Source organism: Actinoplanes sp. NPDC026623 (assembly GCF_040638275.1).
In the GTDB taxonomy this organism is placed as follows: domain Bacteria; phylum Actinomycetota; class Actinomycetes; order Mycobacteriales; family Micromonosporaceae; genus Actinoplanes.
Window position 1 is genome coordinate 64,984 of the sequence record NZ_JBEZXZ010000020.1, and the last position, 12,629, is coordinate 77,612.

Below are 12,629 nucleotides of genomic sequence, written 5' to 3' on the forward strand. Positions count from 1 at the left end.
CTAGGCTCGCCTTCATGCTCAGCCGAAACGCCATCGCCGCCCAGGCCTGCGCGGCCGTGCTCCTCATCACCACCGCGGGTTGCGCCCCGGCCGACGACACGAAGCCCTCGGCCGGCGCCTCCGCGTCGGCCTCCGGCTCGGCCTGCCCGGCCGGAGCGCTCGACACGTTCACCGCCGGCAAGCTCACGATCGGCACCGACAACCCGGCGTACGAGCCGTGGTTCTCCGGCAACAAGCCGAGCAACGGCAAGGGCTTCGAGTCGGCGGTCGCGCACGAGGTCGCCGCGCGCCTCGGCTACCCGGCGCAGAACGTGGTCTGGACCGAGGTGACGTTCAACAACGCCATCGCGCCGGGGCCGAAGACGTTCGACTTCGACATCAACCAGTTCTCGATCACGCCCGAGCGGCGCAAGGCCGTCGACTTCTCCTCGCCGTACTACCTGGTCCGGCAGGCGGTGATCACGACCGCCGGCTCGAAGATCGCCGGCGCGAAGACCATCGCGGACCTCAAGTCCGCCAAGCTCGGCGCCCAGGTCGGCACCACCAGTTACCAGGCGATCACCGAGGTGCTCAAGCCGGACACCAAGCCGCTGGTCTACAACAACAACGACGACGCCAAGGCGGCCCTGGAGAACGGCCAGGTCGACGGCATCGTGGTGGACCTGCCGACCGCGTTCTACATGACCGGGGCCGAGCTCAAGGACGGCGTGATCGTCGGGCAGTTGCCGCAGGTCGGCGTACCGGAGCAGTTCGGCCTGGTCCTCGACCTCGGGTCGCCGCTCACCGGCTGCGTCACCCAGGCCGTCGACCAGCTTCGCCAGGACGGCACCCTCGCGGTCCTCGAGAAGCAGTGGCTGGCCGGCACGGGCGGGGCACCCGAGCTCTCGTGAGCGCCACGCTCCACGAGCCCTCCGAGATCCAGCGCGGGCGGATCGCCTATCGGCGACGGCGGACGATCCGCTCGGTGCTGTTCGCGGCCCTCTCCACCGCCGTCGTCGGCACGCTGCTCGTGGTGGCGGTCACCGGCGCGCCCGGCTGGGACAGGGTCAAGCAGTCGTTCTTCGACCCCGAGGTGGCCCGGCGCTACCTGCCGGCCATCCTCGAGGGCCTCTGGCTCAACATCAAGCTGCTGGTCGTCTGCGCGTTCCTCGCCCTGGCGCTGGGGCTGCTGATCGCGACGCTGCGGACCCTGCGCGGCCCGGTCTTCTTCCCGGTACGCGCGCTGGCCACCGGCTACACGTACACGTTCCGCGGCCTTCCGCTGATCATCGTGATCTACCTGGCCGCCTTCGGCGTGCCCGGCCTGCGGCTGCAGGGCACCCCGGGGGTGCTGGTGCTGGGCGGGGCCGCGCTGATCATCACGTACGGCGCGTACCTGGCCGAGGTCTTCCGGGCCGGCATCGAGTCGGTGCACCCGAGCCAGTTGGCCGCGGCCCGGTCGCTGGGCCTGACCTACCGGCAGACGATGCGGCACGTGGTGCTGCCGCAGGCCATCCGCCGGGTGGCGCCGCCGCTGCTCAACGACACGGTGGCGCTGCAGAAGGACGTCGGGCTGGTGTCGCTGGCCGGCCCGATCGACGCCGTGCGCGCCGCCCAGATCGGCGTCGCCCACGAGGCCAACTTCACGCCCTACATCGTGGCGGGGGTGCTCTTCGTGCTGCTCGCCCTGCCGCTGATCGCCGTCACCGACTGGGTCACCCTGCGCGCGGCCCGCCGCCAGTCCGCGGGTGTCTGATGCTGCTGTCCTGCGAGAACGTCCGCAAGACCTTCGGCGCGAGCGTCGTGCTCGACGACCTGTCGCTGGAGGTCGACGAGCACCAGGTCGTCGCGCTGATCGGCGCCTCCGGGTCGGGCAAGTCGACGCTGCTGCGCTGCGTCAACCTGCTCACCACCATCGACGACGGCATCATCCGGCTCGACGGCGAGGACATCACCGACCCCCGGGCCAACCCGGACCTGGTACGCCGCCGCATCGGCATGGTGTTCCAGTCCTACAACCTGTTCCCGCACATGACCGTGCTGCGCAACATCACGCTGGCGCCCGGACGGGTGCACCGGCGGGCCGCCGCCGAGGTCAGGGACCAGGCCATGGAGTGGCTGGGCCGGGTCGGGCTGGCCGACAAGGCGGACAGCTACCCCGACCGGCTCTCCGGCGGCCAGCAGCAGCGGGTCGCGATCGTCCGGGCCCTGGTCAACAGCCCGCGGCTGCTGCTGCTCGACGAGGTCACCTCGGCGCTCGACCCGGAACTGGTCGGCGAGGTGCTGACGATGATCCGCGGCCTCAAGGACGAGGGCATGACGATGGTGCTCGCCACCCACGAGATGGGTTTCGCCCGGCAGGTCGCCGATCAGGTGGTCTTTCTGGACGGCGGCCGGGTCCTCGAGGCCGGCCCGCCCGACCGGGTGCTGGGCGACCCGTCGGAGCCCAGGACCCGGCAGTTCCTGGCCCGGATCATCGAGGCCGGCCGGTTGTAGGTCCCGGCTAGCGTTCGATCATGGATTGCCTCGTCTGCAGCAACAACGACCGGTTCGACGAGTTGCCGCCCAGGGAGCGCGTCGCGGCCGACCCGCACTGGCGGGTGGCACACGCCTTCGACTCCACCTTGCCGGGCTGGCTGGTCCTGGTCCCGCGCAGGCACGTCACGTCCATCGCCGACCTGAGCGACGCCGAGGCGGCGGCCCTGGGGACCTGGCAGGTCCGGCTGTCCCGCGCGCTGCGCGACGTGACCGGCTGCGCGAAGACCTACGTGATGCAGTTCGGCGAGGCCGAGGGATTCGGACACGTCCACTTCCACCTGGTGCCCCGCATGCCGGACATCCCCGACGACCACCGGGGCCCCGCCGTCTTCCGCTACCTCGCCCGCCCACCCGGGCGGGCCCTCGACGAGGCTCACCGCGACAGCGTGGCGGAGGCGCTGCAGGCCCGCCTCGCGCGGCCCGGCTCCTGACGGCCCGGTTCCGCAAGGCTCGCAGGCGACCGCCCGCCATCGCGGGCGGCCGGCCTGTTCCGCTACCTGCCGATGTCCCGGATCGCGATGGCCGCGTCGAGGACGGCGACGGTTGCCTGCCAGCCCTTGTCCTCGATCGAGTCCTCCAGGCCGGCCCGGTCCTTCGCCTGGCCGAGGCTCTCCACGGTCAGCACGCCGTGCGCGACCGGGGTCTGCTCGTCCAGCGCGACCCGGGTCAGCCCGCTGGTCACCGCATCGTTGACGTATTTGAAGTGCGGGGTCTCGCCCCGGATGACCACGCCGAGCGCGACGACCGCGTCGCACCGCTTGGCGAGCGCCTGCGCCACGACGGGAAGCTCCACCGAGCCGGCCACCCGCGCCACGATCACCTCGTCGACGCCGCACGCCTTGGCGGCCGCCTGCGCCCGCTCGACCATGTGGTCGACCAGGTCGGAGTGCCAGCGCGAGCCGACGATGCCGAGCTTGAGCCCGGCGGCGTCGACGGTGCTGATGTGCGGATCACCGAAACCGGCCATGTGTTGCCCCCTTGCCTAGATCTTGCGCCCAGCCGCCGTCGCGGCGCCGGGGAATCAGCCCAGAGCCTCGAACAGGTGGCCCATCCGGTCCCGCTTCGTCCGCAGGTAGCGCACGTTCTCGGGGTGCAGGCGCACCGGCAGCGCCTCGCGCCCGATGATGGTCAGGCCGTAGCCCTCCAGCCCGGCCCGCTTCGCCGGGTTGTTGGTGAGCAGCCGCATCGAGCGCACGCCCAGCTCGTAGAGGACCTGCGCGCCGGTGCCGTAGTCGCGGGCGTCGGCGGGCAGGCCGAGCTCCAGGTTCGCGTCCACGGTGTCCAGACCGCGGTCCTGCAACTGGTACGCCTGCAGCTTGTGCAGCAGCCCGATGCCCCGGCCCTCGTGCCCGCGCATGTAGAGCACCACCCCGCGCCCCGCCTCGGCCACCCGCTCCAGGGCGGCGTCGAGCTGCGGCCCGCAGTCGCAGCGCACCGAGCCGAAGACGTCGCCGGTCAGGCACTCCGAGTGGACCCGGACCAGCACGTCCTCGCCGTCGCCGAGATCGCCGAAGACCAGGGCGACGTGCTCGGCGCCGTCGACACCGCCGCGGTAGCCGACCGCGGTGAAGTCGCCGTGCTCGGTCGGCAGCCGGGTCTCGACGACCCGCTCGACCTGCTGCTCGGTGAGCCGCCGGTAGGCGATCAGGTCGGCGATGCTGATCAGCGCCAGGTCGTGCTCGATGGCGAACTTCTCCAGGTCGGGCATCCGCATCATGGTGCCGTCGTCGTTGACCATCTCGCACAGCACGCCGGCCGGGCGCAGGCCGGCGAGCACCGACAGGTCGATCGCGGCCTCGGTGTGGCCGGGGCGGCGCAGCACGCCGCCGGCCTTGGCCCGCAGCGGCACCACGTGCCCCGGGCGCGACAGGTCGGTCGGCTTGGTGTCGGCCGAGGCCAGCAGCCGGATCGTGTGCGCGCGGTCGGCGGCCGAGATGCCGGTGCTGATGCCGTCGCGGGCGTCGACAGTCACCGCGTACGCGGTGCCGCGCCGGTCCTGGTTGGTGTGGAACATCGGCGGCAGGTCGAGGCGGTCGGCCTCGTCCTCGGTCAACGGCACGCAGATGTAGCCGGACGTGTAGCGGACCATGAACGCCAGCAGCTCGGGCGTGGCGTGCTCGGCCGCGAAGATCAGGTCGCCCTCGTTCTCGCGGTCCTCGTCGTCCACGACGATCACCGCGCGGCCCGCGGCGATGTCGGCCACGGCCCTTTCGATGTCAGCCAACATGACGATCTCCCAGCATCTTCTCGACGTACTTGGCGATCACGTCGACCTCGAGGTTGACGGGGTCGCCGACGGATTTGGAACCGAGGACGGTGAGCTTGAGCGTGGTCGGGATGAGCCCGACGCTGAACGTGTCGGCGGTGACCTCCATGACGGTCAGCGAGACGCCGTCGACGGTGATCGAGCCCTTCTCCACCACATAGCGGGCCAGCTCGGGCGGCAGCGAGAAGCGCAGCACCTCCCACTCGTCGGCGGGCTCGCGGGCGACGATCGTGCCGACCCCGTCGACGTGGCCCTGCACGAGGTGCCCGCCGAGCCGGGAGCCGACGGTCGCGGCGCGCTCCAGGTTGACCTGCGCGCCGGGTTTGAGCACGCCGAGCGAGGAACGCCGCAGGCTCTCCCCCATCACGTCGGCCGTGAAGACGCCGTCGGCGTTGTCGATGACGGTCAGGCAGACGCCGTTGACCGAGATCGAGTCGCCGTGCCGGGCGTCGGACGTCACGACGGGCCCGCGTACGGCGAGGACCGCCGAGTCGCCACCCGCGTCGGTGAGGTAGACGACCTCACCCAGTTCCTCGACGATGCCGGTGAACATCAGGAGTCCTTCCAATCCGTTTTTGGGTGGTGGGTGGGGTGGTCGGACGGCTTCTGCCGCAGCGATGCGGTGAAGCGCAGGTCGGGGCCGATCTGCGTGATGTCGCTGAGGTCCAGTTCCAGCGCCTCGGCGATGGTGGTGACGCCCGCGCCGACCAGCGACGGCTGGCCGGCGCCGAGCAACTTCGGCGCGATGTAGCCGACGATCTTGTCGACCAGCCCGGCCTCGAGGAAGCCGCCCGCCAGGGTCGGGCCGCCCTCCAGCAGCACGGCCCGGACGCCGCGCAGGTACAGCTCGTTGAGCAGGGCGGGGAGGTCGACGCGGCCGTCCGGGCCGGCGCCGACCTCGGACGCCGTCGCGATCCAGGTCGGTGCGGCCTGGTCGCGGACCCGGGCACCCGCTGGCGTACGCCCGGAGGAGTCCACGACGACCCGCCAGGGCTGCTTGATCGCGAGGCTGCCGTCGCGCAGGTCGCGGACCGTCAGCTGGGGATCGTCGGCGATGACCGTGCCGACACCGGCGACGATCGCGTCGACGGTGCTGCGCAGCCGGTGCACGTCGCTGCGGGACGTCGGCGAGGTGATCCACTGGCTGGTGCCGTCCGCCGCGGCGGAGCGCCCGTCGAGGGTGGCGGCGTACTTCCAGGTCACATAGGGCCGGCCGCGGCGCACGGCGGTCAGCCACGCGACGTTGCCGTCCTCGGCCTCCTGGCGGCGGACCCCGGTCTCGACCCGCACCCCGGAGCCGCGCAGCGTGGCCGCGCCGCCGGCCGCGACCGGCGTCGGGTCGTCGACGGCGATGACCACCCGGGTGATCCCCGCGTTGATCAGCGCCTGGGCGCAGGGCCCGGTGCGGCCGGTGTGGTTGCAGGGCTCCAGGGTCACGATCGCGGTGCCGCCGCGGGCCCGCTCGCCGGCCTGCGCGAGGGCGACGATCTCGGCGTGCGGCCCGCCGACGTACGCGTGGAAGCCCTCGCCGACGACCTCGCCGTCCGCGCTGAGCAGCAGGCAGCCGACGACCGGGTTGGGGCTGGTCGTGCCAAGGCCCCGGGCGGCGAGCGCAATCGCGCGGCCCATCGCCTCGTCGTCGGTGACCATCTGTGTCCCTCTCCAAGCGCGGTGCGGTCACGCGCTGAAGAGGAGAGAAACCACGGAAACAGGACATGAGGGGACGCTTCGCGCCGCCCCGGCGAGAGCACGCCGCGACGAGCCCTCATCCTGCTCCCGCGCGCTGTCTCCCATCCGGACTGTCTGACCGATCGGTCCCGCGAGGGGCCGTCCGATCAACCGTCGGCTCTGGAGTCTCACCAGATCCACCGTCCGTCAAGGTAACGACGTCCGGGTCGCGGGCTCAGCCCTGCCGGAGCAGGGCATTACCGCCGGTTCGGAATTTCACCGAGTCCCGCCAGCGCGTGGTGGGTCACCCATGAGTCTTACACGCAAACCCCGGCTTGCCACCTCCTGGGCGACTCAGGTCACAAACCCATGCCCGCCGCCGACGGGTCCTCCGGGTCCTCCGAGTCCGCGCGGCGCCGGTCGATCGCCACGTAGGAACCCGGCTGGCTCTTGGCCACCTTCTTCATGTCGGAGGCCACCGCGACGACCTCCCGGGCGTCCTCGAACCGGCGGCCCTCGGCCGTCGCCTGAGCGACCCCGATCGAGAGGGTCACCAGGGCCGCACGCTGCTTGTTGCCGCGCCGGTCGGGCACCTCGATGTAGCCGCGCCGGGCGTCCTCGGCGTCGTAGAGCTGGTCGGCGACGGTCTCGAAGTCGTTCACGGTCCGCTTGGTCAGCGGCAGGACCTGCTCCGGCGTACAGATGAAGACGAAGTCGTCGCCGCCGATGTGGCCGAGGAAGATCGGCGGGCGCCCGGAGCCGGCGACCGCACGGTGCAGGCTGCCGGCCAGGGCCGTGATGAACTCGTCGCCGCGGTCGAAGCCGTAGACGTCGTTGACGCTCTTGAACCGGTCGATGTCGATGTAGCCGACCGCGTAGTCCTTGCCGGTCTTCATCCGGTCCACGATCTCGCGCCGCACCCGGGCGTTGCCGGGCAGGCCGGTCAGCGGGGAGACCTCCCGGAACTCCTTGTTGCGCCGCAGCGTCGACGAGACCCGGGCGATCAGCTCGGCGGTGTCGAACGGCTTGACCAGGTAGTCGTCGACGCCGGCGGTGAGGCCGACGACCTTGTCGACGGTCATGCCCTTGGCGGTCAGCATGATCACCGGCAGCGCCGAGGTGAGCGGCTCGGCGCGCAGCCGGCGGGTCAGCTCGACGCCGTTCATGTTCGGCATCATCCAGTCGACCACCGCGAGATCGGGGCGGCGGGTCTCCATCACCTCGAGGGCGTGCTGGCCGTCCCGGGCGCGCATCACCTCGAAACCGTGCACCTTGAGGTTGAAGGCCACGAAACTGGCGATGTCCTCGTCGTCGTCGACCACGAGAATCACGTCGGGCCGCTCCTCGGGATCCGCCACGGTCGCATCCACCTTGTGCCGGACCACCCCGGTGCTCATGCCGCGCCTGCCATCGCGCGCTCGGCGGCGGCGCGCAGCTTGCGGCACGCCTCCGCGGGGTCCTCGGCGCCGTAGACGGCGGTGCCCGCGACGAACGCGTCGGCACCCGCCGCGGCGGCCTGCTCGATGGTGTCGGCGGCGATGCCGCCGTCGACCTCGAGGCGCACCTGGAGATCCTTGGCGTTGATCCGGCGGCGCACGTCGCGCACCTTGTCGAGCATCTCCGGCATGAACTTCTGGCCGCCGAAGCCGGCCTTGATCGTCATGATCAGCAACGTGTCCAGGTGGGGCAGCAGCTCCAGGTAGGGCTCGACGGGCGTGTCACGGTCGATGGCCAGGCCCGCCTTGGCTCCCGCCGCGCGCAGCGTCCTGGCCAGCGCCACCGGGTTGTCGCACGCCTCCGCGTGGAACGTCACGTTGTAGGCGCCCGCCTCGGCGAACCCGGGCGCCCAGCGCTCCGGATCGGCGATCATCAGGTGCACGTCGAACGGGATGGTCGTGGCCTTGCGCAGGCTCTGCACGACCGGCAGCCCGATGGTCAGATTCGGGACGAAATGGTTGTCCATGACGTCCACGTGCACCCAGTCCGCGGCGCCCTCGATCTGGTGCACCGAGGTGGCGAGGTGCGCGAAATCCGCGGCCAGGATGCTGGGGGCGATGATCGGCGATGGCTCCACCGGTGAAGTGTATGGCCTGTTTGCCGTCACCCGGGATACTCATGTGGTTCCCGGGGAGGCTGGCATGCGACGGACGGTGGCCCTGCTGACGGTGCTGCTCGCCGCCGGCTGCTCGGCTCCGCCCCCGCCCGGCACCGACGGCGACCTGACCGACGGCTGGGCCACGCCGAGCACGCCGGCGCCGTTCCGCCCGGCCGCGGGCCGCTGCCACGAGACCCTGGCCACGACCGCCCCGCTGGACGAGTACCGGCCGGTCGACTGCGCCGAACTGCACGTCTCCGAGACCTTCCACGTGGGCACCCCGGCGGACGCCGACGTGGCCCCGGCCGCGGGGACACCGGGCGCGAAGGCGGCATACCGGGAATGCTCGGACGCCGCGACCGGCTTCCTCGGCGCCGGCTGGCGCGAGGCCCGGGTGGCGGTGCAGGTGGTGTGGCCGACCCGGGCCGGGTGGGCGGGCGGCGCCCGCTGGTTCCGCTGCGACGTCACCACCGCGGACCTCGACGGGCAGAGCCGCACCAGCCGCACCGGCAGCCTGGCCGGCGAGCTGTCACACCCGTCGCCGCTCCGGCTCGCCTGCTTCGATCCCAAGGTCGACGGCGGAACGGTGACGGCGATGACCGCCGTGCCGTGCAACACGGCGCACCGGGCCGAGTTCGCCGGGCTGTGGAACGCCCCCGACATCTCGTACTCGAAGCTGGAGTCCGACACCGAGCGCAGCGCCGCCGCCTGTCGCGGCACGATCGCCCGCTTCGCGGCGCTGCCGGACGACTCCGACCTGCAGTACCGCAGCGGCTGGATCTCCTACAACCCGACGCGCTCCGAATGGCTGTCCGGCGAGCGCCGGGTCCGCTGCTTCATCTACTTCGCCGAACGCACCTTCAGCCGCTCCCTGCGCAACGCCGGCCCCGGGACCCTGCCGATCAGGTGATCGACCGGCCCGTCAGCTCGTGCGGCGCAGCACCGCCAGGAACATCGCGTCGGTGCCGTGCCGGTGCGGCCACAGCTGCACCGTCGGGCCGGGCCCGAGCTTCGGCATGCCCGGCGGCAGCAGCGGACGGGCGTCCACGAAGTCCACCTCGACGCCGCTGCGGCGGGCGCCCTCGCTGACCGTCACCTGGGTCTCCACCATGTGCGGCGAGCAGGTCACGTAGGCGACCACCCCGCCCGGGCGGACCGCCCGCAGGGCCGCCACCAGCAGCTCCCGCTGCAGCCGGGTCAGCGGCGGCAGATCGGCCGGGGTGCGCCGCCAGCGCGACTCCGGCCGCCGGCGCAGCGAGCCCAGACCGGTGCAGGGCGCGTCGACCAGCACCCGGTCGAATCCCTCCTCCGGCAGGTCGGGGTCGCGCCCGACGGTGCGGCCGTCGGTCGGCAGCACCGTGACCGGAAGCCCGCCCGTGGCCTGCTCGACCAGCCGGGCCCGGTGGTCGGCGATCTCGACGGCGGTGACCTCCGCGCCGCGCAGCGCGGCGATCGAGCCGAGCAGGCCGGCCTTGCCGCCCGGTCCGGCGCACAGGTCGAGCCAGCGGTTGTCCTGGCCCTCGACCGGCGCGGCCAGCAGCGCCGCCGCGACCAGTTGCGAGCCCTCGTCCTGCACGTGCGCGCGGCCGTCCCGGATGGCGGGCAGGTCGCCCGGCGAGCCGCCGCCGAGGTAGACCGAGTACGGCGAGAACGCGCCCGGCACGCCGCCGACCTCATCGGCCAGGTCGACGGCCTCGACCCGGCCCGGCCGTGCGCACAGGTGCACGCCCGGCGGCTGGTTGTCCTCGATCAGCAGCCGGGCGGTGTCCTCCAGGTCGCCGCCGAGCGACTCCGCGAACGACCGGATGATCCACTCAGGGTGGTTGTGCACCACGGCGAGGTTGCCGACCGGGTTCTCCTCGTAGCTGGGCGCCAGCTTGATCAGCCAGTCGTCCAGGCTGGTCTCGGAGATCCCGCGCATGACAGCGTTGGCGAAGCCGGCCGCGCCCGGCGCGACCGAGCGCACCAGGTCGACGGTCTGATTCACCGCCGCGTGCGACGGCACCCGGGTGAACAGCAGCTGGTACGCACCCAGCCGCAACGCGTCCCGCGCGGGCGGATCGATGCGGGACACCTCCCGGCCGGCCGCGTCCGCGATGATCAGGTCGAGGGTGCCGAGCGTCCGCAGGGTGCCGTAGGTCAGCTCCGTGGCGAACGCGGCGTCCCGGCCGTGCAGGCGCGCCTCCCGCAGGATCTGGGACAGGACCAGGTTCGCGTACGCGTCGTCGCGATGCACCGCCGCGACCGCCTCGTACGCGGCCTGCCGGGCCGGGTCCGACGACGGGCGGCCGGCGCGCGGGGCCCGGCCGGAGCGGGCGTCCCGGTTCTGGTCCCGGCCGGAGCCGGGGCCGCCGGGGCGGCGCGGGCCGGCGTTGTGCGGCCGATCGGCGCTGTGCCGGCGGTCGGCGCCACGCGGCTGATCGGCTGGATTCGAATCTGTCACAGCAGGGTCTCCCCCGGGTTGAGGCGCAGGCCACGCGCCCAGTCGGAGGCCGACATCGGCTTCTTGCCGGCGGCACGGACCTCGCCGAGAATCACCGGTGTGGTCGCGGTGCCCACCAGCACCTGGGTGCGCTCGACGAGCAACTCCCCCGGCTGGAGGGTGGCGGTGTTGGCGACCGGGCGCACCGGTCCGAGCTTGAGCCGCTCGTCGCGCAGGGTCGTCCACGCGCCGGGCGCCGGGGTGCAGGCGCGGATGCGCCGGTCGACGGCGAACGCCGGATCGCCCCAGCGGATCCGGGCGTCGTCGACGGTGATCTTCGGCGCCATCGAGATGCCGTCGAGCGGCTGCGGGTGGGCCCGCGCGGTCTTCGCCTCGATCGCGTCGAGGACGGCGACGAGCAGGCCGGCGCCCTCGGTGGCCAGCCGGGCGAGCAGGTCGCCGGAGGTGTCGACGGGCCGGATCTGCTCGGTCAGGGTGCCGTAGACGGGACCGGTGTCGAGGCCCGCCTCGAGCTCGAACACGCTGGCACCGGTCACCTCGTCGCCGTGCAGGACGGCGTGCTGCACCGGGGCGGCGCCGCGCCAGGCGGGCAGCAGCGAGAAGTGCAGGTTGATCCAGCCGTACCTGGGGATCTCCAGCGCCGCGGGCGGAACCAGCGCGCCGTAGGCGACGACGGGCACGCAGTCCGGCGCGATCTCGCGCAGCCGCTCCTGGAACTCGGGCTCCCGCGGGCGCTGCGGGGTGAGCACCTCGATGCCGCGCTCATCGGCCCAGGCGCCGGCCGGTGAGCGCACCAGGTGGCGGCCCCGGCCCGCGGGGGCGTCGGGACGGGTCAGCACCGCGACGACCTCGTGCGCGGACGCGGCCAGCGCGTCGAGCGAGGGCACCGCGACCTCGGGGGTGCCGGCGAAGACGACTCGCATCAGCTCACCGCCCCAGGCCGAGGATGCCGCGGCCGTGCGGGCTCGCCTTGACCGTCGGCGGTGCGCCGGCGTCGTACCAGTCGGCGGCACGGATCTGCTTCATCGCGTCCTTACGTGCGGCGGCGTCAAGCCGGTCCAGGAAGAGCACCCCGTCGAGGTGGTCGGTCTCGTGCTGCACACAGCGCGACATCAGGCCGGTGCCGATCAGCCGGATCGGATCGCCGTGCTCGTTGAAGCCCTGCGCGACGACGTTCTGCCGGCGCTTGGTGTCGACGTAGACGCCGGGGATCGACAGGCAGCCCTCCGGCCCGTCCTGCTCCTCCTCATCGGGGAACGACAGCACCGGGTTGACGATGTGGCCGACCACGTCGTCGACGTCGAACGTGAACACCCGCAACCCCACGCCGAGCTGCGGCGCGGCCAGGCCGGCACCGCCCTGGTCCTGCATCGTCTCGGTCAGGTCCTTGACGAGCCTGCGCAGTTCCTTGTCGAAGTCGACGACCGCGTCGGCCTGCGTACGCAGCACCGGGTCGCCGAATAGACGGATGGGCTGGACGGTCACGCGGTGCCACTCCTGACGATCGACTCACACGGTTGTCGAGCCCTAGTCTACGGAGCCGGGAGAGACCGGCAGCGCCGCCCGTCCGCGCAGCGTGACCCGGTCACAACCGACCGCCGACCGACCCCCGGCGAGCCCCGGACAGCGGCGCCGGGAGC

Annotated in this window: 14 protein-coding genes and 1 riboswitch; of the genes, 5 read left to right on the plus strand and 9 right to left on the minus strand. The window is 72.6% G+C overall.

Annotated features, from left to right (window positions below; all coding sequences use genetic code 11):
• Positions 1-14: 14 nt before the first annotated feature.
• The 4 genes from AB0F10_RS09200 to AB0F10_RS09215 are packed head-to-tail and all read left to right on the plus strand — an operon-like array spanning position 15 to position 2,948.
• Positions 15-890 carry an ABC transporter substrate-binding protein gene (locus AB0F10_RS09200; protein ID WP_360621730.1) on the plus strand — a complete coding sequence of 292 codons (876 nt, stop codon included), beginning with the start codon at positions 15-17 and terminating at the stop codon, positions 888-890.
• Positions 887-1,735, plus strand: coding sequence for an amino acid ABC transporter permease (locus AB0F10_RS09205; RefSeq protein ID WP_360621732.1), 849 nt, complete (start codon positions 887-889; stop codon positions 1,733-1,735). The genes AB0F10_RS09200 and AB0F10_RS09205 overlap by 4 nt, the downstream gene beginning before the upstream one ends.
• Positions 1,735-2,475: an amino acid ABC transporter ATP-binding protein gene (locus AB0F10_RS09210; protein WP_360621734.1), complete on the plus strand. Its 741-nt coding sequence runs from the start codon at positions 1,735-1,737 to the stop codon at positions 2,473-2,475. The genes AB0F10_RS09205 and AB0F10_RS09210 overlap by 1 nt, the downstream gene beginning before the upstream one ends.
• 20 nt (positions 2,476-2,495) lie before the next feature.
• Positions 2,496-2,948 carry an HIT family protein gene (locus AB0F10_RS09215; RefSeq protein WP_360621736.1) on the plus strand — a complete coding sequence of 151 codons (453 nt, stop codon included), beginning with the start codon at positions 2,496-2,498 and terminating at the stop codon, positions 2,946-2,948.
• A 62-nt stretch (positions 2,949-3,010) separates the two neighbouring features.
• Here AB0F10_RS09215 and ribH read toward each other — a convergent pair whose 3' ends face one another.
• From ribH to rpe, 6 genes are all read right to left on the minus strand, one after another.
• On the minus strand, positions 3,011-3,484 hold the full coding sequence (gene ribH, locus AB0F10_RS09220; RefSeq protein ID WP_360621738.1) for a 6,7-dimethyl-8-ribityllumazine synthase: 474 nt from the start codon (positions 3,482-3,484) through the stop codon (positions 3,011-3,013).
• 54 nt (positions 3,485-3,538) lie between these two features.
• A complete protein-coding gene (locus tag AB0F10_RS09225) occupies positions 3,539-4,744 on the minus strand; it encodes a bifunctional 3,4-dihydroxy-2-butanone-4-phosphate synthase/GTP cyclohydrolase II (RefSeq protein ID WP_360621740.1) in 1,206 nt (401 codons plus the stop codon).
• A complete protein-coding gene (locus tag AB0F10_RS09230) occupies positions 4,734-5,336 on the minus strand; it encodes a riboflavin synthase (RefSeq protein WP_360621742.1) in 603 nt (200 codons plus the stop codon). Before AB0F10_RS09230 ends, AB0F10_RS09225 begins: the two co-directional genes overlap by 11 nt.
• Complete coding sequence (gene ribD, locus AB0F10_RS09235) at positions 5,336-6,433, minus strand: bifunctional diaminohydroxyphosphoribosylaminopyrimidine deaminase/5-amino-6-(5-phosphoribosylamino)uracil reductase RibD (RefSeq protein ID WP_360621744.1); 1,098 nt, start codon at positions 6,431-6,433, stop codon at positions 5,336-5,338. The genes AB0F10_RS09230 and ribD overlap by 1 nt, the downstream gene beginning before the upstream one ends.
• Before the next feature lie 128 nt (positions 6,434-6,561).
• Positions 6,562-6,749, minus strand: a riboswitch (FMN riboswitch).
• A 61-nt stretch (positions 6,750-6,810) separates the two neighbouring features.
• Entirely contained in the window at positions 6,811-7,848 is a 1,038-nt protein-coding gene (locus tag AB0F10_RS09240) for a response regulator (protein ID WP_360621746.1), read from the minus strand.
• Entirely contained in the window at positions 7,845-8,525 is a 681-nt protein-coding gene (gene rpe / locus AB0F10_RS09245; protein WP_360621748.1) for a ribulose-phosphate 3-epimerase, read from the minus strand. The genes AB0F10_RS09240 and rpe overlap by 4 nt, the downstream gene beginning before the upstream one ends.
• A gap of 64 nt (positions 8,526-8,589) precedes the next feature.
• Here rpe and AB0F10_RS09250 point away from each other — a divergent pair, with 64 nt between their 5' ends.
• Entirely contained in the window at positions 8,590-9,456 is an 867-nt protein-coding gene (locus AB0F10_RS09250) for a septum formation family protein (protein WP_360621750.1), read from the plus strand.
• A 12-nt stretch (positions 9,457-9,468) separates the two neighbouring features.
• Here the strand turns inward: AB0F10_RS09250 and AB0F10_RS09255 are convergent, their stop codons facing one another.
• From AB0F10_RS09255 to def, 3 genes are read right to left on the minus strand one after another with little or no spacing between them, the layout of a single operon-like run.
• Positions 9,469-10,989, minus strand: coding sequence for a transcription antitermination factor NusB (locus AB0F10_RS09255; protein ID WP_360621752.1), 1,521 nt, complete (start codon positions 10,987-10,989; stop codon positions 9,469-9,471).
• Entirely contained in the window at positions 10,986-11,912 is a 927-nt protein-coding gene (gene fmt / locus AB0F10_RS09260) for a methionyl-tRNA formyltransferase (RefSeq protein ID WP_360621754.1), read from the minus strand. The genes AB0F10_RS09255 and fmt overlap by 4 nt, the downstream gene beginning before the upstream one ends.
• A 4-nt stretch (positions 11,913-11,916) precedes the next feature.
• Entirely contained in the window at positions 11,917-12,474 is a 558-nt protein-coding gene (gene def / locus AB0F10_RS09265; protein WP_360621756.1) for a peptide deformylase, read from the minus strand.
• Between the last annotated feature and the right edge of the window lie 155 nt (positions 12,475-12,629).

Coding starts and splice junctions, on each gene's coding strand:
- fmt (WP_360621754.1), bottom strand. CDS start 11,912: ATGCGAGTCGTCTTCGCCGGCACCCCCGAGGTCGCGGTGCCCTCGCTC.
- ribH (WP_360621738.1), bottom strand. CDS start 3,484: ATGGCCGGTTTCGGTGATCCGCACATCAGCACCGTCGACGCCGCCGGG.
- AB0F10_RS09200 (WP_360621730.1), top strand. CDS start 15: ATGCTCAGCCGAAACGCCATCGCCGCCCAGGCCTGCGCGGCCGTGCTC.
- AB0F10_RS09210 (WP_360621734.1), top strand. CDS start 1,735: ATGCTGCTGTCCTGCGAGAACGTCCGCAAGACCTTCGGCGCGAGCGTC.
- AB0F10_RS09240 (WP_360621746.1), bottom strand. CDS start 7,848: ATGAGCACCGGGGTGGTCCGGCACAAGGTGGATGCGACCGTGGCGGAT.
- ribD (WP_360621744.1), bottom strand. CDS start 6,433: ATGGTCACCGACGACGAGGCGATGGGCCGCGCGATTGCGCTCGCCGCC.
- AB0F10_RS09230 (WP_360621742.1), bottom strand. CDS start 5,336: ATGTTCACCGGCATCGTCGAGGAACTGGGTGAGGTCGTCTACCTCACC.
- AB0F10_RS09250 (WP_360621750.1), top strand. CDS start 8,590: ATGCGACGGACGGTGGCCCTGCTGACGGTGCTGCTCGCCGCCGGCTGC.
- AB0F10_RS09225 (WP_360621740.1), bottom strand. CDS start 4,744: ATGTTGGCTGACATCGAAAGGGCCGTGGCCGACATCGCCGCGGGCCGC.
- AB0F10_RS09215 (WP_360621736.1), top strand. CDS start 2,496: ATGGATTGCCTCGTCTGCAGCAACAACGACCGGTTCGACGAGTTGCCG.